This window comes from Tsukamurella sp. 8F, assembly GCF_029167375.1.
Classification (GTDB): Bacteria; Actinomycetota; Actinomycetes; order Mycobacteriales; family Mycobacteriaceae; genus Tsukamurella.
Genome location: NZ_JARFTP010000024.1, coordinates 1 through 21108, shown reverse-complemented (window position 1 = coordinate 21108; position 21108 = coordinate 1). Strand labels below are relative to the sequence as shown.

Sequence of the window (21108 nt, the reverse complement as noted above, 5' to 3'; positions counted from 1 at the left end):
ACCCCTTCGCCCGACTTCTCGCCGGGTTGCGCTCAGCGCGAGCGCGAACGCTACGGCGACAACGTGCCCCGCAGACTCTCGAGCACGGCCGGATCCTCGATCGTCGACGGCACGGCCTCGTTGCGGCCCTCGGCGAGGGCCCGCATGGATCGGCGCAGGATCTTGCCGGAACGGGTCTTGGGCAGCCCCTGGACCACTACGACCTCCCGGAGCGCGGCCACGGCACCGATGGTGTCGCGGACGCGGGCCACTACCTCGTCGCACAGGGTGTCGGGGTCGATCGCCACGCCGGCCTTGAGCACCACGAGAGCCCGGGGGACCTGTCCCTTGAGCGGGTCGGCCACACCGATCACGGCGCACTCCGCAACAGCGGGATGCGAGGCGATCACCGCCTCCATGGACCCGGTCGAGAGCCTGTGCCCTGCAACGTTCATGACATCGTCGGTGCGGCCCATGACGAACAGGTAGCCGTCGGAGTCGATGTAGCCACCGTCGCCGGTGAGGTAGTAGCCGTCGAACGTCGACAGGTACGAGTCGATGAAGCGCTGGTCGTCACCCCACAGCGTGGCGAGCGTCCCCGGCGGCATCGGAAGCGAGATCACCACGGCCCCTTCGGCCCCGGCCTCCGCCTCCGTCCCGCGATCGTCGACGATCCGCACACCGTAACCGGGGACGGGCACGGTCGACGAGCCCGGTTTGATCGGCATCGGCTCCAGCCCACGGAGATTCGCGGAGACGGGCCACCCGGTCTCGGTCTGCCACCAGTGGTCGACCACCGGGACGCCGAGCTTCTCGGACGCCCACGCATACGTGTCAGGGTCCAGGCGCTCGCCCGCCATGAACAGCGTGCGCAGCGTCGAGGTATCGCTGCGCGCAAGCAGTTCCGCTTCCGGGTCCTCCTTGCGGATGGCCCGCAGGGCAGTGGGAGCGGTGAAGAGAGCGACTACCCGGTGGCGCTCGACGACCCGCCAGAACGCACCCGCGTCGGGCGTACCCACCGGCTTGCCCTCGTACACGACGGTGGTCGCACCGATCAGCAGCGGCGCGTAGACGATGTACGAGTGCCCCACCACCCAGCCCACGTCGGATGCGGTCCACCACACCTCGCCCGGTCGCACGTCGTAGACCGCGCGCATCGAGTAGGCAAGCGCCACAGCGTGTCCACCGTTGTCCCGGACCACGCCCTTGGGCCTGCCGGTGGTGCCGGACGTGTAGAGGATGTAGAGCGGATCCGTGGCCTGCACCGGCACCGGTTCGGCGGGCGCCGCGTGGGCGACGGCGTCCTCCCAGTCCACGTCGAGCCGCCCCAGATCCGCCCTCAGCTGAGGCCGCTGCAGCACTACGACGGCCTCGGGCTCCTCGACGGCCACGTCGATCGCCGCGTGCACGATCGGCAGGTACGGCAGCACCTTCGCCGCCTCCAACCCACACGACGCCGTGACGATCACCTTCGGTCGGGCATCGTCGAGCCGGGCCGCGAGCTCCGGGGCCGCGAACCCGCCGAACACCACCGAGTGCACCGCGCCGAGCCGGGCGCACGCGAGCATCGCGATCACGGCCTCCGTGATCATGGGCAGGTAGACCACTACTCGGTCGCCCTTGGCGACGCCCAGCGCGGCGAGCGCGCCGGCGAAACGCGCCACACGATCCTGCAACTCGCGGTAGGTGACCTTCTGTACCTCACCGGTGATCGCGGAGTCGTGGATGACGGCGATCTGATCGCCACGTCCGGCCGCGACGTGGCGATCGACGGCGTTCACACAGGTGTTCAGCTCCGCGTCCGGGAACCACGAGTACAGCGGCGCCCGCGCGTCGTCGAGGACGCGCTCGGGCGGAGTGACCCAATCGATCGCGGCGGCCTGTTCGGCCCAGAACCCAGTGGGGTCCTCCATGCTTCGGCGGTATTCGTCTGCGTACGCACCCATGACCTCGAAACTACCCACCACACGCGGCCGCCGGGCGGGATCACACGCTCGAGCAGTTCAGCGACGGCGGCGAAAGCCCTAGCCCCGCAGCATCTCCGCGACGAGGAAGGCGAGCTCGAGGGACTGCTGCGTGTTGAGGCGGGGGTCGCAGGTGGTCTCGTAGCGCCCGGCCAGGTCGGCGTCGGAGATCTCCTGGGCGCCACCGAGGCATTCGGTCACGTCCTCGCCTGTCAGCTCGACGTGCACTCCGCCCGGGTGGGCGCCCACACCGCGAACCACCTCGAAGAAGCCCTGCACCTCGTCGACGATGCGGTCGAAATGCCGCGTCTTGTAACCGGTCGACGCCTCGTGCGTGTTGCCATGCATGGGATCGCACTGCCAGATGACCTTGTGCCCGGTCGCCTCGACGGCCTGCACGATCCCGGGCAGCGCGGTGCGCACGTTGCCATTGCCCATGCGGGACACGAGGGTGAGGCGGCCCGGCTTGTTGGTCGGGTCGAGCTTGCGGACGTACTCGACAGCCTGTTCGGGCGTCGTCTTCGGGCCGATCTTGACGCCGATCGGGTTCTGGATCACAGCCGCGAGGGCGATGTGCGCACCGTCCAGCTGCCGGGTGCGCTCGCCGATCCAGAGGAAGTGCGCCGACAGGTCGTACAGGACCTGCTGCGCGGCAGGGTCGTCGGGGTTCTCGGCGAGCCGCAGTAGGCCGCGCTCATAGTCCAGCACGAGCGCCTCGTGCGAGCTGTAGATGGTGGCGGTCTTCAGATTCCGGTCCTCGACACCGCACGCGCTCATGAATCGGAGGCCGCCGTCGATCTCAGCCGCCAGGGCCTCGTAACGGGCACCTGCGGGCGAGTTCGACACGAACTCGCGGTTCCAGTCGTGCACCTTGTGCAGGTCGGCCATTCCGGAGCCGGTGACCGCGCGGACCAGGTTCATCGCGGCACTCGCGTTGGCGTACGCCCGGATGAGGCGGGACGGGTCGTGGCGACGCACGGCCTCGTCGGCGGGGAACCCGTTGACCATGTCCCCGCGGTAGCTGGGCAGACCCAGGGCGTCGGTGTCCGACGACCTCGGCTTCGCGTACTGCCCCGCGATACGCGCGACCTTGACGACCGGCATCGACGCCCCATACGTGAGCGCGACCGCCATCTGCAGCAGCGTGCGGATATTGCCGGTGATGTGCGGCTCCGTGTTGTCGACGAAGGTCTCGGCACAGTCGCCGCCCTGCAGCAGGAAGGCGCGGCCGTTGGCGACCTCCGCGAGCTGCGCCGACAGGGCCTCGACCTCGGGAGGCACACAGATCGGCGGGACGGATTCGAGCACCGTGCGCATCGCGTCCGCCTGCTCCCGCGGCCAGCTGGGCTGCTGCAGCGCCGGGCACGCGAGCGCGTCGTCCAGCCGCTGCCGGAGGTCACCGGGGAGGTCCGGCAACTTCGGGAGGGTATCGATGGGGACGTCGACGGTCCAGTTCACAGCCACGGATCAGAGATTACTAGCCGACGATGGCCCGGTACTTCGCCAGGTTGTGCCGAGCGTCGGCGAGCGCATCGTGGGCGTCCGACGGTGCCGCGGGCAGGTACGGCCGTCCCTGTTCGTCCCACAGCTGCTTCAGCTCGCGCGTGAACCGCGGGACGGCGCGCGGCAACGCAGTCATCGGCCCCCACAGCTGGCAGAGCGCGACGTGGTCGTAGGCCGCGACCCACGCCCACAGCTCGACGTCGCCCGGCCCCGCCGTCAGGAACTCGAGAACCTCGTCGCGGATCCGCGCACGCGAGCGCCACAGCTTCGACGCAGGCGGGGGCAGCTTCGGCAGCACGTTCGCCCGCACCCACGGCCCGGCGGCCTCCGGATCGAATTCCGTGGAGACGGCGTAGAACTCGCGACCGTCCTCGCCCACTATCCCGATGGACACCAGTTCGATGGTGCGCCCGTCCTCGATGAATTCGGTGTCATAGAAGTACCGCAAACCGCTCCGCCGATCCCCCGTCGCCCCTAGGCGGCGCTCTCGCCGCCGGGCGCCTCCACCACCCCGTTCTTGACGTCGGCGGCGTACACGTCCACATAGGGTTGGCCCGACAGTCGCATCAGCTCGTACATCACCTCGTCGGTGATCGCGCGCTCGATGAACCGGTTTCCCGCCATTCCATCGAACCGCGAGAAGTCCAGCGGCTCACCGATCCTCACCTTCACGTGAGTGAACCGCGGCAGCGTGGTACCGGGCGGATTGAACTTCTCGGTGTTCACCATCGCGACGGGGATGATCTTCGCGCCCGTCTCCAGAGCCATGCGGGCCATGCCCGTCTTGCCCTTGAACAGGCGGCCGTCGGGGCTTCGCGTGCCCTCCGGGTACAGGCCGAGCAGCTCGCCCGACTGCAGCACTCCGACGCCCGCGTCGAGCGCGTCCTGCGCCGCACCGGCGCTACCGCGGTGGATCGGTATGCACCCGACCGAGGTGAAGAACCACTTCTGGAAGACCCCCTTGGGGCCCTTACCCGTGAAGTACTCGGACTTCGCGAGGAACCGGATGCGCCGCGGCACCATGAGCGGCAGGAAGAACGAGTCCATCACCGCGAGATGGTTACTCGCGACGATCGCCGAGCCGTTCTTCGGCAGGTTCTCGAGGCCCTCCACCCGCGGGCGCCCGATGACCCGCAGAACAGGCCCGATCACAACCCACTTGAAGACCATCCACCACATCCCGCGCCGCTCCTAAGCAGTAGCCGATCCGTCGCCGATCACCTTACCGCCCGGCGGATGCCACCGTCTCGCGTGCGATCGCCGCGGCTCCGAGCATGCCTGCGCGCTCCCCCAGTTCGGTCGCACGGATCCGCGCCTTGCGCCGGTACTTCGCCCCGGTGAGCAGCCGCGCGTAGTGATCGCGTGCGTCATCGAGGTACAGCCGCGACGCCGAGCCCACGCCCCCGGACAGCACGATCAGATCCGGATCGAAGATGTCGCTGACCATCGCCAGGCCGACTCCCAGCCACTTCGCGAAGTCGGCCATCACGTCCAGGGCCACAGGGTCGCCCGCCTCTGCCGCCGCGGCCACGCGGCGCCCGGTCAGGGAGCCCGGATCAGCCGCGACCTCGCGTGCCATCAGCAGGCCGTGCGTGCCCGAGGGCGCCATCATGTCGATAGCGGTCTCCACGAGCGCGGTGCCGCTGCAGTACCGCTCCCAGCAGCCCTGCTTGCCACACGTGCATGGACGTCCGTCGGGTACCACCTGCAGGTGGCCGAGCTCCGGCGCGACCCCGAAGGCGCCCCGGAACAGCTTCCCGTCCACGATCAGCGCCGCGCCGATGCCCGTCCCGATCGCGACGACGCATGTCACCTCCGCACCCTTCGCGCCGCCGTACGCGTACTCGGCCCAGGCCGCGGAGTTGGCGTCGTGCTCCATCACCACGGGCAGGCCGATGCGCGCGCTCATCTCGTCGGGGACCGCGGCGTCGCGCCACGGGAGGTGTGGCGCGAACGCCACGTGCTTGCGCTCGGGGTCGAGGAAACCCGCCACCGCAAGACCGACCGCGGCAACGTCGTTGCGTCCGGCGAGCTCGCCGACGAGCCGGTCGAGGCACCGCTCGACGGCACTGGCGCTGCGCGGGGTCTCGGCGCGCGCCGAGTCGAGCATCGTGCCCTCGGCGTCGACCACACCCGCACGCACCGACGTGCCGCCGATATCGATGCCGATCGTCGCGGGTCCCTGGTTCACTCTTCCTCCTCGTTGCGAGGCGTTTCGACGGATACTTCGATCGGCACGTAACCTCGTCCGCCGCGGGCTGCACGTCCACTCGGGCCCGGCCCGGCGCCGTCGACGGCTGGGCCGGGCCCGTCCGACGGCACCCCGCCCTCGGTCTCGGTGTCGTCCTCGTCGGCGGGCGTCGACGAGGACGCGGTGTAGCGCTCCCGGATCTGCTCGATGGTGAGGCTGACGCGCCCGAACAATTCCTCGATGAGGCGCATCAGCTCCTCGAAGACCAGGGTCCCCAGCTCGGCGAGACCGGCCGTCGCGTCACGCAGCAGCTGCTCGGCGGGGTCGGCCACCGCGTCTACGGCGGCACACAGTCGGCACGCACCCGGCTCGCCCCGGGGATGCGCGAGGTGCTCGGCCATGCCCGCAGCGACCCACGGCCGCATCGACTCGAGAAAGCGGGTAGCCGCGAGATAGAACTCGTCGATCCGCGGATCGCCCCACGGACCGGCCTCGCCGGGGGTGTCATGCTCCGCCACGGGGCCACACCTCCGGATCTGGGACGAAACTCACGTGCAGGGCGTCATCGGAGTAGGAGGCGCCCTCGACGACGCATCTGCGCAGGACCGACGGGAGCCGTATCCGCCGGCGGACGCCTTCGGCGTCGATCACGACATCCTCCTCGACCCGGCCCAGGCCTATCGTCGCCGGGTCGACGAGCGGCAGCTCGACGGTCCACTCGTATCGAGCATCCAGCCCGGTCCCGCCGACGTGTCGTACCGCCGGGGGCGCAGCGTCGTCGCTACCGAGCAACGACAGCACGTCGCCCGCCGCCGGTCCGCCGGATTCGGTGTCCGATCCGCCCGGGCGGGACACATCGAGCCGTCCCGCGTCCGCGGCGTCCGCCAGGGGGGCCGGCGCCTCGTCGACGGTCAGCACCGGCCGCGCAAGAGCCGCGCCGAACTCGGCGGCGCCGCTCAGCGCGGCCTCCTGATCCGCGAGTCGGCGCGCGAACCACTGCAACGCCGGATGCGGAAGATCGTGTGCGAAGCGGGAATCCGCGCGCAGCACCCGATTGAGCACGATCGCCGCGGGTCGCAGGCCCAGCACCTCGAGGGCGGCGAGCTCGGACCGTGCCCGGGGGATCCGGCCGCCGTCGGCGACGAGGACGTACAGCAGCCGCAGCGCGTCCCGGTCCCCGACGAACGCGGCGAGTTGCTCGGCCAGGACCGTCAGCCGCTCGGCGAGGATGAGCCCGGCGAGCGCGCCGGTCGCCGGCCCGTCGGTGGCCGGTCCCGAGAGGCGCACGTGCCGCGGCCATACGCGCTCCAGATAGGCGGCGACGGTAGCCGGCGCGGTCAGCAGGGCGGCGAGGTGCTCGAATCCCGGCGCGTCGACGAGCACGTCGTCGTACCCGCCCTCGCCTGTGGCGTACCGGTGCACCGCGGCGAGCGTGAGCAGGTGCTCCGCGTCGGCGAGCCCCGTGATCTCCGGGGGTTCGAGCACGAAGGGGTCGAAACCCGGGGGTTCGCCGTCGCCTCGCATCGGACGCGAGGCCGCAACGGCCCTGGCGGTGCGCTCCCACCAGTCCGCGAGCAGCCGGATGGGATTGAGGTGGACGTGGTCGTAGCCGGCTGCGGGTGTGGCCGTCAGCGGGTCTGCGACGCGGCCGATAGAGATCAGCAGCACGCGCCGTCCGGCCGCGGCACCGCGGGCCGCGAGCGCGCACGCCACCGCGGTCCTGCCCGCGCCCCCCGCGCCCGCCACCAGCACGGTGCGCGGCGCGACGGGGACCTGCCCGCCCGGCACCTACTCGCTGCCCTCGACGTGGCGCTTGAGCTCCTTGAGCGCGGTGTCCGTGATGGTCTTCTCCGCCTTGCGCCGCAGCATCCCGAGCATCGGGATGTGCACGGTCACCTCGAGGGTATAGGTGACGGTGGTGGAGGCGCCGTCTACGGAGGATCTCAACTCGTAGCTGCCGTGCTGGCTGCGCTGCATCGTCGACTCCGCGAGCTCCCAGCTGACGGCCCGGCCGCCCGCCTCCCACGTATAGACCAGCTCGTACGTGTCCTTGAGGAAGCCGGCGTCGATCACGAATCGCACTCGCGCAGGCCGACCGTCCGCCGAGCGTTCGAGGACGGTCACCTCCTTCGCCGTCGCCACCCACTTGGGGTAGTTGTCGAAGTCCGCGATCGCCGCCATCACGCGCTCGGCGGGCGCGTCGACGACTATGGACGCCTGCGTGCGGTCGCTCATTGCTTCGCCTCCCGGTTGCTGTGGCGTGGTGCTCCGCCCGTCGCGCCGTCCGACAACGGCGGCGGGGCCTGTGCCGCGGCGGCGGGCTCGCCCAGTCGGCGCCCCTCCTCCGCCGCGAACTTCACATCGAACATCGCGGAGTGCCCCGCGACCCGGCGATCCCGAGTCTGTGCCGCGGCCTGGCCGGGCGTCAGCGGTGAGTTCGGCTCCGCGTGCAGGAAGTAGTGGAGCAGGCTACCGTCCAGCAGCGGCTCGATCCACATCTCCGACGTACCGACGACGTCGCCCGACACGCGCCAGCGCAGCCCGAGCTCACCGCGGTCCTCCGTCACCTCCAGTGTGAGATCGGGGAACCACTTACGCCACCGGGCCGGGTGCGCCAGAGCGGCGGCCACGCGCGCCGGCGCCGCGGCGACGAATGCCTCGTCTGCGACTTGGATGGTGCTCACGTCATAAGACTGGCACATCCCCCCGACGGGCTCACGGCGCCCGGCCTTGCAGGGCCTCTGCCAGGCATTCGTGATCGCCCGGGACGCGAATGACCACGGTGTAGGGTTCAGGCAACCCTCACATTCCGAGCCGACCGGAGGATCGCGTGCGCGAGATCGCTGTGCCTGCCAACTTCACCGTCCCCGAGGACGCTTCGACAGTGGACATCCTGCTCGACCTCGCCCGCACCGCGCCCCAGAGCGTCCGGATCAAGCGCCTGGTCGGTGAACACTGGCGGCCGGTGACCACGCGGCAGTTCACCGATGAGGTGCTCGGCGTCGCCAAGGGCCTCGTGGCGCAGGGGGTACAGCCCGGCGATCGCGTCGCGCTCGTCTCCTCGACGCGCTACGAATGGCCCCTCATCGATTACGCGATCTGGGCCGCCGGCGCCGTGACGGTCCCGGTCTACGAGACGAGCTCGTCAGGCCAGATCGATTGGATCCTGCGGGACTCCAAGGCCGTGCTGCTCATCATCGAGGGCGACAAGCAGGCAGCCGAGGTCGCAACGCTCGACAGTCTGTCCGACGTCGAGCGCGTGCTGCGGATAGACGCGACCGAGGGTGGCAAGGATGCGGCGGACGCCGAGAAGGGCGCCGTGGAGACGCTCACTGCCGAGGGTGAGGGGATCAGCGAGGACGAGGTGCACGCGCGCCGCGCCGGCGTCCGCAGCTCGGACGTCGCGACGCTGATCTACACCTCGGGAACCACCGGACGGCCGAAGGGCTGCGAGCTCACGCACTCGAACCTCATCAGCGAGGTCGACGCGATCCTCGAGTCCGACATCGGCGACGTGGTTCGTAAGCCGGGCAACTCCGCTCTGTTCTTCCTGCCGATGGCGCACGTCCTCGCCCGCGCAGTGTCGATCGCATGCTTCAAGGGCGGCACCGTGGTCGGCCACTTCAACGACACCAAGAATCTGGTCCCACAGTTCGCGGTGTTCCAGCCGGGAATCGTCCTGTCGGTGCCTCGCGTGTTCGAGAAGGTCTACGCCGGCGTCGAGAAGAGCGCCAACGACGGCGGGAAGGGCAAGATCTTCGAGATCGCCGCGCAGACGGCGATCGAGTACTCCAAAGCGCTCGACGAGGGAAGGCCGGGCCTGCTGCTCACGGCGAAGCACACCGTCTTCGACAAGCTGGTCTACTCCAAGCTCAAGGCGGCGCTCGGAGGCCGCTGCACCGTCGCGATCTCGGGTGGGGCGCCGCTCGGCGCGCGCCTCGGCCATTTCTTCCGGGGCGCCGGCCTGACCATCCTAGAGGGCTACGGTCTGACCGAATCCACGGCCGCAGTGGCGGTGAACCAGCCGAATGCACAGCGCATCGGGACGGTGGGCCGTCCACTTCCCGGCCAGTCCGTCAAGATCGCCGACGACGGCGAGCTCCTGCTCAAGGGGTCCGTGGTGTTCCGCGGATACTGGGGCAACGAGGAGGCCACCGCGGACGCGCTCGAGGACGGCTGGTTCCACACCGGCGACCTGGGCGCGATCGACGCCGACGGGTACGTCTCCATCACGGGCCGTAAGAAGGAGCTCATCGTCACGGCGGGCGGCAAGAACGTCTCCCCCGCCGGGCTCGAGGACGCGCTCCGCAGCAACCGCCTCATCTCCCAGGCGATGGTCGTCGGCGACCAGCAGCCCTTCATCGCGGCGCTGGTGACCATCGATCCCGAGGTCTTCCCTGCTTGGAAGAGTGAGAAGGGTAAGCCCGAGTCGGCCACCGTCGCCGACCTTCGGGACGATCCTGATCTGAAGGCCGAGATCGACGGGGCGGTCGCCGTCGCCAACCAGACCGTCTCGCACGCCGAGGCGATCAAGAAATGGCGCCTGCTCCCCGAGGACTTCACCGAGGAGACCGGTGAGATGACGCCGACGCTCAAGGTGAAGCGAAACGTCGTGGCGCAGAAGTACGCCGACGACATCGCCTCGATCTACGCGAGGTAGTTCACTCGGCCAGGATGCTCTGCAGGCGCGCGCCGAGGCGGCGCCAGTCGAACGCCTCCTCTACGTACGCCCGGCCGGCACGGCCCATCTCGGCCGCGCGGTCCGGGTCGGCGAGCAGGTCGGCGACCGCGTCGGCGATGCGCGGGACGTCCCGCCCGGGCACGACGTGGCCGGTCTGGCCCTCGCGCACCGTCTCCGGCGCGCCACCGGAATCCCCTGCGACGACGGGCTTCCCACTCGCCGACGCCTCGAGGAACACGATGCCCAGGCCTTCGACGTCGAGCCCCGCGCCGCGCGTGCGGCATGGCATCGCGAAGACGTCGCCCAGATTGTGATGTGCCGCAAGCTCTCCCGCGGGAACCGAGCCGGTGAACACGACGTGTTCCGAGACCCCGACGTCCGCCGCGAGCTTGTGCAGGTTCTCGGCGTACGGTCCCCCACCGGCGATCACGAGCCGCGCGCCGGGCACCCGCTGGCGAATGCGCGGCAGTGCCCGCAACAGCATGTCCTGCCCCTTCCGCGGCACGAGACGGGACAGGCAGAGCACCGTCGGTTCGTCGGCGCCGAGGCCGTACCGGGCGCGCAGTTCGGCGCGCGCGCCGTCGTCGGGGGCGAACACGCCCGCGTCGACCCCCGGCGGCAGATGCTCGAGCGCGCAGTCTGCGCCGAACGCGGCGGCGAACCTCCCGCGGGTGTACCGGCTGACGTACGTGACGACGTCGGTGGTCTCGCCGATCCGGCGCAGGCACGCACGAGCCGGCGGGATCATCGACCAGCCCACCTCATGACCGTGCGTTGAAGCCACGATGCGGTCTGCGCCCGCCCGGCGCAGCCGCTCTCCTAGCAGCGCCAAGGGCGCGGCCGCACCGAACCATACGGTACGGATATCGTTGGCACGTACCAGATCTCGCGCCCTGCGGTACGCGGCCGGCGTCGGCAGCAGTAGCGTTGTCGGGTGGCGCACGACCTCGAACGGCTGCGCCGCGTCGAATTCCTCGCACCCGCGCCAGCGCGACGCATAGACCACCAGATCGTCGGGGGGCAGCCGACCCGCGAACGCCTGGAGGTAGGACTGGATGCCACCCGGTCGGGGCGGGAAGTCGTTGGTCACCAACAGCGTCCGCGGCATGGCGACCACCGTACCGGCAGCGACACCGCGACTCCGGCGCGACCTGGTCGAGAAGGGTGCCTAGTAGCGGACGGCGGCGTCGAAGGGCCCGGCACGATCGACGGGGACCACCTGCACCGGGACCCCGAACGTGGGCGCGTGCACGACGTAGCCGTTGCCTATGTACATGCCGACGTGGGACGCCGACGAGTAGTAGATCACCAGATCGCCGGGCTGCAGTTGATTGCGCGAGATCTGCTGGCCGCCTGCGAGCTGTGCCTGCGACGTCCGGGGCAGTGACTTACCGGCCTGCTGATACGACCACATCATCAGCCCCGAGCAGTCGAACTGGCTCGGGCCGGTCCCGCCCCACTCGTACGGGTCGCCGATGCGCGACAGCGCCGCCTGCACGGCCACCAGCTGCGGCGACGAACCCTTGGGAACGAGCCGTGGGTCGAAGGGCACCGTCGGCCCGATGAGAGCCGAACGCTGCGCATTGGTGAGGGAGTCGTAGACGGCCTTCACGCGCGCAGCGTCCATCGCGAGGGCAGCACGCTTACGTGCCCAGTCGTCGCGGACCTCGAGAGCGTCCGCCGCGGCTGTAGTAGCCGCCGCCGTGGCCTGCTGGGCCTTCTGCTGCGCCTGCAGCGCACGCGATTTGACGGCCGCGAAACGCCGGACAGTGTTCGCGACGTCGCGACTGAGGAAGTCGAGTGTCGACATCTGGTCGAGCATCTGCTGCGGGGAGTCGCTGACCAGGAGGGCGAACAGGCGGTTCGTACGACCGCCCTCGTAGTTGGCGCGCACAACGGAGTCGACCCGACTTTGGAGGGCGTCTCGCTCCGCGGTGACGGTCGATACGTCACGCTGAGCGGCGGCGACGGCCGCCTGGGTGGCCTTCTTCGCCGCAGCCTTCTTGTCGTAGTCCACCTGCGCTGCGACGCTCGCCTCGTTGGCCTGCTCCGCCTTGCGAGCCAGGTCCTTATAGTGCCTGAGCACCGCATTGGGATCCGACGAGGAACCGGACGGGTCGGCGGCAGCCGAGCCGACCACAGTGCCGGTCACCAGCACGACGGCCGCAGTCGAAAGAGCGGCAGCGCGTGCGAGCCCACCGAATCGCGTGCGGGAGACTGCAGGATGCACAGGAGGTGCGGGTCCTTCCGATCGGCGGTCGAGCCACCCCGGGCCGGGGGCGCATCCGACCAGATTACCGACCGGTAGAGCGCACGCGACGCCGGGGTGTCGACGAGGTGAACTGCGCGCTTCAGTAGCGGCGCGCGGCGTACACCTTCATGTTGTCGAGCGGCGTCACCTTGACCGGGATGCCGTAGTTGATGGCCTGCACGACCTTGCCGTTACCGATGTAGAGGCCGGCGTGGCTGCCGCCGTTGTAGATGATGACGTCGCCGGGCTGCAGGTTGCTCAGCGAGACGGGGGTGCCGCCGCCGAGCTGACCCCAGCTGTCGCGCGGGACGCTGATGCCGGCCGACTTCATCGAGTAGTAGACGAGACCCGAGCAGTCGAAGGCGTTGGGCCCCGCGGAACCGTACGAGTAGGGCATGCCGGTCTTGGACAGAGCGGTCTGCACGGCCTGAGCCTTCGCGCCGCCCGCATGGACCTCGATGGTCTTCGGGGCGATCGAGGCGGACTGGACGAGCGGCTTCGACGCCTTTTTGACGGTCTTCACCGTCTTCTTCGGCGCAACCTTCTTGGCGACCTTCTTGACCGGAGCCTTCTTCGCCTTCTTCACCACGGGCTTATGTGCCTCGTGGGAACCGGTCGCCGGGGCGGCCATCGCGTTGGCGGCCGGCACGGCCAGGGTTCCGAGAGTGATCGCGCCGGCGGCAAGTGCGCCACGGGCTGCGGTCGCCCCGCGAGAGGGCTGCGGCTGCATGCGGTGTTTCGCCACGAAGAGTCTTCTCCTGTTGTTCTCCCTTACCGCCGACCGAGTTAGCTGACGGGTTCGGGCGAGGAAGATGCCCTACTCGGCCATACGGCCGCGATTCACCCCGGTGTTGCTTCGGTGGGTCCCCGGCGGGACGATGACGTCCCTTAGGCGGCGACCTCGTCGGGTCGGGCCGGTTTAGCCCGGGGTGCCCCGCAAGGTCTCAGAAAGATTACGAAACGGATACGCTCCTGTCCACCTGTTCGGCGAGAACCGCCGAAGAGTGTCGGATCAGCCCGCTCTCAAATCAGGATGCCGATCGGCCGGAAACACCGTTCTTGCTGCATCGACGGGCGCGCCGGCGAGGACGTTCCGCGCCCCGGAGATCATCCCGGCATCGGCGAACACACCGATGGCGCGAGCTATGTCCCTATCGGCTGCCCGCCCCGACTCTCGCTCCGGCGACCGGGCCGCGTTTCCGCCGGTAGCGGCAACGACGGGCCCCAGCAGGAACCCCACCGAGCACCCGTCGCAAGCGCGCGGACTGCCGACGCACGTGGAGCAGTCGATATGCATTGTGATCCTCGTCTCATTTCCGTAGGTCCCGAGGGCCTCGGGCGTGTCACCTCGCGGTCATCGGAAACCTACGACGCCCCACCGACAAGTAACTCGCGCCACCGACAATCACTCCAGTCACATCAGACCCAGGCAGGGTCTGAGACTCACATGGTTGTAGTCAACTTGTCGTACCCCCGGAATAGCTTCGGCTCATGCAGTTGACGTTCGAGGACCTGCCGGAGCACGACGACCGGCTGCCCGGCTCAGACCGGGACATCGACCTCCGCGACGTGACCTTCGTGGTGGTGGACCTGGAGACCACGGGAGGCAGCCCGGGCGGCGGCGACAAGATCACCGAGGTCGGCGCAGTCAAGATCCGTGGCGGCGAGGTGCTGGGCGAGTTCGCCACGCTGGTGGATCCGCAGTGCGGCATCGCTCCGCACATCGTGCATCTCACCGGGATCACCACCGCGATGGTCACGGGCGCACCTACCATCGACTCGGTCCTGCCCGCCTTCCTCGAATTCGCCCGCGGCTCGGTGCTCGTCGCACACAACTCGCGTTTCGACCTCGGCTTCCTCCGGGCCGCAGCAGACGCCACCGGAACGCCGTGGCCGAAACCGCCCTCGCTGTGCACGGTGAAACTCGCGCGCCGCGTGCTCACGCGGGACGAGGCGCCTTCGGTGAAGCTGTCCGAGTTGGCGCGGCTGTTCCGGGCGGACACCACACCGACACATCGCGCACTCGACGATGCTCGTGCCACCGTCGACGTGCTGCACGGCCTCATCGCACGAGTCGGCAATCAAGGCGTGCACACGCTCGGTGAGCTGAGGGACTACCTACCGGCCGTGACGTCGGCACAGCGGGCAAAGCGCTCGCTCGCGGACCACCTGCCGGAACGGCCGGGCGTATACCTGTTCCGCGGCCCCGCGGAGGAGGTGCTGTACGTCGGCACCGCGTCGAACCTTCGCCGCCGCGTGCGCAGCTACTTCACGTCGTCCGAGACGCGCGGCCGCATAAAGGAGATGGTGCTGCTTGCCACGCGCGTGGACTACGTCGAGTGCGCGCATCCGCTCGAGGCGGCAGCGCGCGAGCTGCGTCTGATCGCGGCGCACACTCCCCCGTACAACCGGCGGTCCCGGTACCCGCGCCGCGGCTGGTGGGTGCACCTCACAACAGAGGCGTTCCCGCGGCTCTCCGTCGCCCGGACCGCCCCGGCAGGCACGCCCTGTCTGGGCCCGGTCCCGAAGCGCGGCGACGCCGCCGACGTGGCGGACCTCGTCGCCGAGTACTGCGGCATCCGCACATGCAGGACGCGCATCGCAGCCGGGGGGACGCACCGGTGTCTGGTCGACACGCGCGGTGCCGTCCCCATCGCAGGATGCCGGGCGAGCTCCAGCGCTCCCGAGGACGCCGAGGCATACCGTCCCCGGGCGCGCCGCGCGGCGGCACTGCTTCAGGGACGCAGCCACGAGCCGCTCTCCGAGATGCAGGACAGGCTCGCCGACCTGGTCGCACGCGAGTTGTTCGAGTCCGCGGCACGCCTGCGGGACCGCGTCGCCGCGCTGATATCCGCTCTGGCGCGCACGCACGCACTCGTACGCTTCTCCGACGTCCCCGAGATCGTGATCGCGCAGCCCGACGGCGCGTCGGGCTGGCAGCTTTCGGTGATCCGGCACGGCCGCCTCGCCGCCGCCGGCACGGCGCCACGCGGGGTGCCGCCGCTGCCTGTCGTCGAGCGGTTGCGCGCGAGCGCCGAATACGCCGGCGAATGCGACGGTTCCCTGTTCCCCTCGGATGCCCTGCACGGTGCCAGCCCAGAGGAATCGGCACTGCTACGCCGCTGGGTTCTGCGGCCGGGCACGCGCATCGTGGACATCACCCACGGGCCGGACGGCATCTGCTGGTCCGAGCCGGTCCTCGGTGCCGGGCGGTGGATCGACTGGGCGCGGCTCGCCGCCGAGGCCGGGCGCGACGGGCGGGCTGCAGCCGGCGCCTACAGTGAGAACAGACATTCCCGCGCGGCGTGAGCCGGACCGATCCCGAGGAGGACCCCAGTGATCACCGCCATCGTCCTGATCAAGGCGAACGTGCACCACATCCCGGAGACGGCGCAGGCGGTGGCGGACATCTCCGGAGTCACCGAGGTCTACTCGTGCGCCGGGGACATCGACTTGATCGCGAAGGTCCGGGTACGGCAGCATGACGACATCGCGCGCGTGGTGACCGATGGCATCAACCGACTCGAAGGCGTCGAATCCACGTCGACCCATATAGCGTTCCGCGAATATTCGACGGCCGACGTAGACGCGGGCTTCGATATCGGCAACTGATGCCGCTCCTGTGGCCCATGCCATCGACGCGGCGTCCGCCTGCCATGCCGATGCGAGACGCGATCTACGACGAGATGTCCGCGACGGTCGCGCCATAGGCGGCGATCAGCGCGGCGGCGTCGACGAGCGCGCTGCGACCGTGAGAGCCGGCGCCGAGAGCGACCTCTCCCCCGATGCGCTCGTCGACGTACAGCGGCCAGTCCCCGAGAGCGCCGATCGGCGTTATGGTGCCACGCTCGTAGCCGGTGGCGGTGAGAGCCTCGTCCGCGGGCGGCATCGCGAGCCGGTTGACACCGACGGCGGCCCTCAGCTTGGGCCACGCGATCTGCCGATCGCCCGGGATCAGCGCGAACAGATAGTCGTCATCCCCGCGCCGGACCACGAGGGACTTCACCAGCTGCGCGGGAGCAAGCCCGAGGAGCTCGGCCGCCTCGGGCAGACTTCGGGCCGCGGGTCGATCGATGATCCGTACCTCCAGCCCGCGGGCGGCCGCACCGGCCTGGACCCTGTCGACCGTCACGACGCCGCGAGCTCTCGGCTGCGCGTGACCCACCGCTCGAGCAGGTCCGCGCCCGCACCGGAGTCGACGGCCTCGGAGGCACGGTCGAGCTGTCGCCGCAGCGCGTCGGTCACGGTCTCGCCGTCGCCGAACCCGTCATAGGCGGCCAGAGCGCCGGCGGAGTTCAGCAGGACCGCGTCGCGGACCGGCCCCTCCCTCCCGGCCAGCAGGTCGCGCGCCACCTGAGCGTTGACCGCGGCGTCACCGCCCCTCAGGTCGTCCAGGGACACCCGGGGCAGACCGAGCACCGTCGGATCTACCGTCTCGGTGACCACACCACCGCCGTGCACGCGCCACACCGTGGACGTCGAAGCTGTGGTGAGCTCATCGAGCCCGTCGTCGCCGCGCACGACGAGTACGTCGTCACCGCGTTCGGCGAATGCCTGCGCCACCGTCGGAGCGAGGTCCGCGAAGGCGCAGCCGACGAGCCCGACGGTCGGGCGTGCCGGGTTGGTCAGGGGGCCCAGGACGTTGAACACCGTCGGGATCCCGATCTCCCGGCGCGTCGCGCCCGCGAACCTCAGCCCGGAGTGGAACACGCTCGCGAGGCAGAAGCCGATACCCAGCTCCTCGACGGTGGTTGCGACGGCATCGGCGCCCAGCCCGATCGCGACCCCGAGCGCCTCGAGGCAGTCCGCGCCGCCCGACTTCGAGGACGCCGCCCGGTTACCGTGCTTGACGACTTTCACACCCGCGGCGGCAACGACGATCGCCGACATGGTGGAGATGTTGACCGAATGGGAGCGGTCGCCGCCTGTGCCTACGATGTCGATCGCCCGGCCGGTGAAAGGCACCGGCGTCGTCATCCCGAGCATCACATCGGCAAGCGCCCGCACCTCCGTCGGCGATGGGCCCTTCATCTTCAGCGCGACGCCGAACGCGGAGATCTGCGACGGGGTCGCCCCGTCGTTCATGATCTCCGTCATCGCCCATGCGGCCTGCTCGGGGGTGAGGTCGCGATGGGCGGTGAGTTCGGTGAGAACCGTCGGCCAATCCATGGCGTAAGCCTAATCGGCGCTACTGCGTCGCCACCTGGAGCACCCGCCACAGCAGTGCATGCCCGCCGTGGCGGGCCGTGACGCCCGCCATCCTCGACCGCTCCTGCGACACGTGCATGGCGTCCACCGTCTGCACGCGGGCGACCGCCACCAGTTCGGTGGCTTCCGCATCGTCCGCGGTGGCGCGCACCGCGTCCGCCTCGGGAACCTGCACCCGCTCGTAGCGGTCCTGCCCCACGAGGTCGAGCACCCGATCGACCTCGGTCGGAGGCAGCTCGAGCAGGTGCCACAGGACGGACTGCGCATCCGCGACGAAACCCGCGGAGCCGTCCAGCACGGCCGAGCTCGCAGCGGCATCGTCATCCGATTCCGCGACGGGAACCAAACCGGGGTGCCGCGGCGTCAAATCCTCCGAACGACGCCGCGCGAGGCGGCGGAGCAGAGGGTCGCGGACGGGCCGTCCGTTGACGTCGTAGGGCATCGCATCCCCGTTCTTCGAGGGCAGTCGGAAGCACCCGGCAGATTCGACGCGCCCAATCTGCGACCCGGGTAGTCAATCGATACTACGACCCGTCATACTTGCCGGGTGACTAGCGCCGCACCGACCTCAGCTCCTGGAATCACCCAGCGCGTGCACTCGCTGAACCGGCCCAACATGGTCAGCGTCGGGACGATCGTCTGGCTGTCGAGCGAGCTCATGTTCTTCGCCGGGCTCTTCGCGATGTACTTCGTCGCGCGCGCCGGCGCGGGCCCCAACGGCTGGCCGCCGGAGCCGACCGAACTCAGCCTCACCCAGGCCCTCCCCCCGACGATCATCCTGATCGCGTCGTCCGTGACCTGCCAGCTCGGGGTCTTCGCGGCCGAGAAGGGCGACGTCTTCAAGTTCCGGGTCTGGTACTTCGTGTCGTTCCTCATGGGCGCACTGTTCATCGCGGGCCAGGGGCACGAGTACTGGAACCTGGTGCATGAGGGCACCACGCTCAGCTCGTCGGTGTACGGCTCGGTGTTCTACATGGCGACCGGCTTCCACGGCCTGCACGTGTGCGGCGGTCTCGTGGCCTTCATCTTCATCCTGGCCCGGTCGCGCGTCAGCAAGTTCACCCCGGCGCAGGCCACCTCCGCAATCGTCGTCAGCTACTACTGGCACTTCGTCGACGTGGTGTGGATCGGCCTGTTCGCCGTCATCTACCTGATTCGCTAACGCAGTTCGGTGCGTTCGCCGCAGCCGCGACAAAAGAGGGATTACAGATGAGTTCAGTCGATAACGAGACCCCCGGCACGGGAGGCGAGCCCGGCAGCCCCGGCAGCCGGCCCGCCGGTCGCGCGGACGCCGCCGCGACCCGCCGGCGCCGGAAGTTGCGCCGTCGCATCGCCAGCGCGGCGCTGCTGCTGTTCGCACTCGTCGCGGCGGGGGGCCTGGCGGCGCTGGTCAGCCCCACTCCGCAGGTCGCCGTAGCCGACGGCAACGACTCGGCGCTTATCACCGAAGGCAAGCAGCTCTACGAGACGTCCTGCATCACGTGCCACGGTGCGAACCTCGAGGGCGTCCAGGACCGTGGTCCCGCGCTGACGGGTGTCGGCGACGCCGCCGTGTACTTCCAGGTGCACTCCGGCCGCATGCCTGCCACCGCGAACTCGGCGCAGATCGTGCGCAAGCCGGCCAAGTTCGACGATCACCAGATCGATGCGATGGGCGCATACATCCAGTCCATCGGCGGCGGCCCCTCGGTCGTATGGGAGTACAACTCCGACGGCTCGATCAAGCGCGACGCCCACGGCAACCGCGTTGTCGCCCAGGCCTCCCTGCGCGGCAACAGCATCCCTGAGGGGTCGGAGCTGTTCCGCCTGAACTGCGCCTCCTGCCACAACTTCACCGGCCAGGGCGGCGCGCTCTCGGGCGGTAAGTTCGCGCCCCCGCTCGGACCGGCCAACGAGCAGGAGATCTACACGGCGATGCTCACGGGCCCGCAGAACATGCCCAAGTTCTCGGACCGCCAGCTGTCGCCGGAGGAGAAGAAGAACATCATCGCCTACGTCAAGTCGGCAACCGAGACCGCGTCGCCCGGCGGCTACAGCCTCGGCGGCTTCGGCCCGGTCTCCGAGGGCATGGCTATGTGGGTTATCGGAATCGTCGCCGTCGTGGCGGCCGCGATGTGGGTTGGGAGCAGGGGATGACTGCGAAGCCGCTCGAGAACGTCCCGTCGGACGACGAGCTCGACACACTCGGCAACGACGAGCTCGTCAAGCTCGGCACCGCCCTCGACGGTGTCGAGGTCGTCTATCGCGAGCCCCGTTGGCCCGTCCCCGGCACCAAGGCCGAGAAGCGCGCCGCGCGCTCCATCTCGCTCTGGTTCGTCCTGGCCGGTGTCTTCGCGCTGGCCTTCCTCGGCATCTTCATCTGGTGGCCGTGGCAATACCAGGGCATCGACGACAAGAACTACTGGCTGTACACGGTGTACAACCCGCTCATCGGCATCACCTTCGGCATCTCGGTGCTCTGCGTCGGCGTCGCGGCCGTGCAGTTCACCAAGAAGTTCATCCCGGAGGAGATCGCGGTCCAGCAGCGGCATGACGCCGGCGGCTCGGCCAAGATCGACAAGAAGACCACCGCCGCGCTGTTCACCAACGCGCTCGAGACGTCCACACTCCCCCGCCGCAAGATGATCATCGCGTCCGCCGGATTCGGCGTCGGCGTGCTGGGCCTGGGCGCCGCCATCGGCTTCCTCGGCGGCCTCATCAAGAACCCGTGGGCGCAGGGCCCTGCGTCTCCGCTGTGGCACACGGGCTGGTCGCCCCGTTGGGACTCCCTGACGAACACCTACGGTGACGTCAAGAACGAGACCGTCTTCCTGCGCAACTTCACCGGCGATCCCGAGGTCGTCAAGCTGGTGCGCCCCGAGGACATGGACGCGGGCGGCATGATGACGGTCTTCCCGTGGCGCGTCTCCGACGGCTTCGGCGAGACCGAGGAGTCGCGCGAGCGTCTCCTCAACGGTGTGAAGGCGATCCGCAACCCCGTCATGCTGATCCGCCTGCGACCCGAGGACTCCGTCAAGGCCGTCAAGCGCAAGGGCCAGGAGGACTTCAACTACGGCGACTACTGGGCGTACACCAAGGTCTGCAGCCACTTCGGTTGCCCGACCTCGCTGTACGAGCAGCAGACCAACCGCATCCTGTGCCCGTGCCACCAGTCGCAGTTCAACGCACTGGAGTACGGCAAGCCGGTGTTCGGGCCCGCGGCCCGCGCGCTGGCCCAGCTGCCCATCTCTGTGAACGAGCAGGGCTACATGGTTGCCAACGGCGACTTCATCGAACAGGTCGGACCGGCCTTCTGGGAGGCGACGCACTGATGACCGCAATAGGAGATCGG

General features: G+C 69.5%; 21 protein-coding genes and 1 riboswitch. Of the genes, 6 read left to right on the top strand and 15 right to left on the bottom strand.

What is annotated here, in order from left to right; all coding sequences use genetic code 11:
- Positions 1-50: 50 nt before the first annotated feature.
- From P0W64_RS16715 to P0W64_RS16675, 9 genes are all read right to left on the bottom strand, one after another.
- The gene (locus P0W64_RS16715; RefSeq protein WP_275481291.1) at positions 51-1925 is read right to left on the bottom strand and encodes an acetate--CoA ligase; all 1875 of its coding nucleotides are present in this window, start codon (positions 1923-1925) and stop codon (positions 51-53) included.
- Between the two features lie 78 nt (positions 1926-2003).
- Entirely contained in the window at positions 2004-3401 is a 1398-nt protein-coding gene (locus tag P0W64_RS16710; RefSeq protein ID WP_275481325.1) for a 3-deoxy-7-phosphoheptulonate synthase class II, read from the bottom strand.
- 19 nt (positions 3402-3420) lie between these two features.
- Positions 3421-3894, bottom strand: a complete 474-nt coding sequence (locus tag P0W64_RS16705) for a polyadenylate-specific 3'-exoribonuclease AS (protein WP_275481290.1) — start codon at positions 3892-3894, stop codon at positions 3421-3423.
- 26 nt (positions 3895-3920) lie between these two features.
- Complete coding sequence (locus tag P0W64_RS16700) at positions 3921-4625, bottom strand: lysophospholipid acyltransferase family protein (protein ID WP_275481289.1); 705 nt, start codon at positions 4623-4625, stop codon at positions 3921-3923.
- Between the two features lie 43 nt (positions 4626-4668).
- A complete protein-coding gene (locus P0W64_RS16695) occupies positions 4669-5637 on the bottom strand; it encodes an ROK family protein (RefSeq protein WP_275481288.1) in 969 nt (322 codons plus the stop codon).
- Entirely contained in the window at positions 5634-6155 is a 522-nt protein-coding gene (locus tag P0W64_RS16690; RefSeq protein ID WP_275481287.1) for a hypothetical protein, read from the bottom strand. The genes P0W64_RS16695 and P0W64_RS16690 overlap by 4 nt, the downstream gene beginning before the upstream one ends.
- Positions 6142-7425, bottom strand: coding sequence for an ArsA-related P-loop ATPase (locus P0W64_RS16685; RefSeq protein WP_275481286.1), 1284 nt, complete (start codon positions 7423-7425; stop codon positions 6142-6144). The genes P0W64_RS16690 and P0W64_RS16685 overlap by 14 nt, the downstream gene beginning before the upstream one ends.
- Positions 7426-7872, bottom strand: a complete 447-nt coding sequence (locus tag P0W64_RS16680) for an SRPBCC family protein (RefSeq protein ID WP_275481285.1) — start codon at positions 7870-7872, stop codon at positions 7426-7428.
- A complete protein-coding gene (locus tag P0W64_RS16675) occupies positions 7869-8339 on the bottom strand; it encodes a hypothetical protein (protein WP_275481284.1) in 471 nt (156 codons plus the stop codon). The genes P0W64_RS16680 and P0W64_RS16675 overlap by 4 nt, the downstream gene beginning before the upstream one ends.
- Positions 8340-8467: 128 nt before the next feature.
- Between P0W64_RS16675 and P0W64_RS16670 the strand changes: the two genes are divergently transcribed.
- Entirely contained in the window at positions 8468-10297 is a 1830-nt protein-coding gene (locus P0W64_RS16670; RefSeq protein ID WP_275481283.1) for a long-chain fatty acid--CoA ligase, read from the top strand.
- A 1-nt stretch (position 10298) separates the two neighbouring features.
- On the opposite strand, the gene P0W64_RS16665 is transcribed toward P0W64_RS16670, so the two are convergent.
- The 3 genes from P0W64_RS16665 to P0W64_RS16655 form a co-directional block, all read right to left on the bottom strand.
- Positions 10299-11426, bottom strand: a complete 1128-nt coding sequence (locus P0W64_RS16665; RefSeq protein ID WP_275481282.1) for a glycosyltransferase family 4 protein — start codon at positions 11424-11426, stop codon at positions 10299-10301.
- Positions 11427-11486: 60 nt separating this feature from the next.
- Positions 11487-12548: an NlpC/P60 family protein gene (locus P0W64_RS16660; RefSeq protein ID WP_275481281.1), complete on the bottom strand. Its 1062-nt coding sequence runs from the start codon at positions 12546-12548 to the stop codon at positions 11487-11489.
- Positions 12549-12669: 121 nt separating this feature from the next.
- Entirely contained in the window at positions 12670-13314 is a 645-nt protein-coding gene (locus P0W64_RS16655) for a C40 family peptidase (protein ID WP_275481280.1), read from the bottom strand.
- A gap of 16 nt (positions 13315-13330) precedes the next feature.
- Positions 13331-13474, bottom strand: a riboswitch (cyclic di-AMP (ydaO/yuaA leader).
- A gap of 586 nt (positions 13475-14060) precedes the next feature.
- Here P0W64_RS16655 and P0W64_RS16650 point away from each other — a divergent pair.
- Positions 14061-15878 (top strand): DEDD exonuclease domain-containing protein, encoded by a 1818-nt coding sequence (locus tag P0W64_RS16650; protein ID WP_275481279.1) that lies wholly within the window; start codon positions 14061-14063, stop codon positions 15876-15878.
- 27 nt (positions 15879-15905) lie between these two features.
- A complete protein-coding gene (locus P0W64_RS16645) occupies positions 15906-16181 on the top strand; it encodes an Lrp/AsnC ligand binding domain-containing protein (protein ID WP_275481278.1) in 276 nt (91 codons plus the stop codon).
- 64 nt (positions 16182-16245) lie between these two features.
- Here P0W64_RS16645 and P0W64_RS16640 read toward each other — a convergent pair whose 3' ends face one another.
- From P0W64_RS16640 to P0W64_RS16630, 3 genes are read right to left on the bottom strand one after another with little or no spacing between them, the layout of a single operon-like run.
- Positions 16246-16701, bottom strand: a complete 456-nt coding sequence (locus P0W64_RS16640; protein WP_275481277.1) for a YbaK/EbsC family protein — start codon at positions 16699-16701, stop codon at positions 16246-16248.
- On the bottom strand, positions 16698-17738 hold the full coding sequence (trpD, locus tag P0W64_RS16635) for an anthranilate phosphoribosyltransferase (protein ID WP_275481276.1): 1041 nt from the start codon (positions 17736-17738) through the stop codon (positions 16698-16700). The genes P0W64_RS16640 and trpD overlap by 4 nt, the downstream gene beginning before the upstream one ends.
- A gap of 19 nt (positions 17739-17757) precedes the next feature.
- Positions 17758-18219: a hypothetical protein gene (locus P0W64_RS16630; protein ID WP_275481275.1), complete on the bottom strand. Its 462-nt coding sequence runs from the start codon at positions 18217-18219 to the stop codon at positions 17758-17760.
- A 105-nt stretch (positions 18220-18324) separates the two neighbouring features.
- Here P0W64_RS16630 and P0W64_RS16625 point away from each other — a divergent pair, with 105 nt between their 5' ends.
- Genes P0W64_RS16625 through P0W64_RS16615 form a run of 3 tightly spaced genes read left to right on the top strand, consistent with a single transcriptional unit; the run spans position 18325 to position 21088 of the window.
- A complete protein-coding gene (locus P0W64_RS16625) occupies positions 18325-18939 on the top strand; it encodes a heme-copper oxidase subunit III (RefSeq protein WP_275481274.1) in 615 nt (204 codons plus the stop codon).
- A gap of 47 nt (positions 18940-18986) precedes the next feature.
- A complete protein-coding gene (locus tag P0W64_RS16620) occupies positions 18987-19913 on the top strand; it encodes a cytochrome c (protein WP_275481273.1) in 927 nt (308 codons plus the stop codon).
- Positions 19910-21088 carry a ubiquinol-cytochrome c reductase iron-sulfur subunit gene (locus tag P0W64_RS16615; protein ID WP_275481272.1) on the top strand — a complete coding sequence of 393 codons (1179 nt, stop codon included), beginning with the start codon at positions 19910-19912 and terminating at the stop codon, positions 21086-21088. Before P0W64_RS16620 ends, P0W64_RS16615 begins: the two co-directional genes overlap by 4 nt.
- The last annotated feature ends 20 nt before the right edge of the window (positions 21089-21108 follow it).

Bases quoted from the DNA above. Each gene is read 5' to 3' on its own strand.
- P0W64_RS16615 (WP_275481272.1), top strand. From the start codon at position 19,910: ATGACTGCGAAGCCGCTCGAGAACGTCCCGTCGGACGACGAGCTCGAC.
- P0W64_RS16630 (WP_275481275.1), bottom strand. From the start codon at position 18,219: ATGCCCTACGACGTCAACGGACGGCCCGTCCGCGACCCTCTGCTCCGC.
- P0W64_RS16700 (WP_275481289.1), bottom strand. From the start codon at position 4,625: ATGTGGTGGATGGTCTTCAAGTGGGTTGTGATCGGGCCTGTTCTGCGG.
- P0W64_RS16675 (WP_275481284.1), bottom strand. From the start codon at position 8,339: ATGTGCCAGTCTTATGACGTGAGCACCATCCAAGTCGCAGACGAGGCA.
- P0W64_RS16715 (WP_275481291.1), bottom strand. From the start codon at position 1,925: ATGGGTGCGTACGCAGACGAATACCGCCGAAGCATGGAGGACCCCACT.
- P0W64_RS16665 (WP_275481282.1), bottom strand. From the start codon at position 11,426: ATGCCGCGGACGCTGTTGGTGACCAACGACTTCCCGCCCCGACCGGGT.
- P0W64_RS16650 (WP_275481279.1), top strand. From the start codon at position 14,061: ATGCAGTTGACGTTCGAGGACCTGCCGGAGCACGACGACCGGCTGCCC.
- P0W64_RS16620 (WP_275481273.1), top strand. From the start codon at position 18,987: ATGAGTTCAGTCGATAACGAGACCCCCGGCACGGGAGGCGAGCCCGGC.
- P0W64_RS16680 (WP_275481285.1), bottom strand. From the start codon at position 7,872: ATGAGCGACCGCACGCAGGCGTCCATAGTCGTCGACGCGCCCGCCGAG.
- trpD (WP_275481276.1), bottom strand. From the start codon at position 17,738: ATGGATTGGCCGACGGTTCTCACCGAACTCACCGCCCATCGCGACCTC.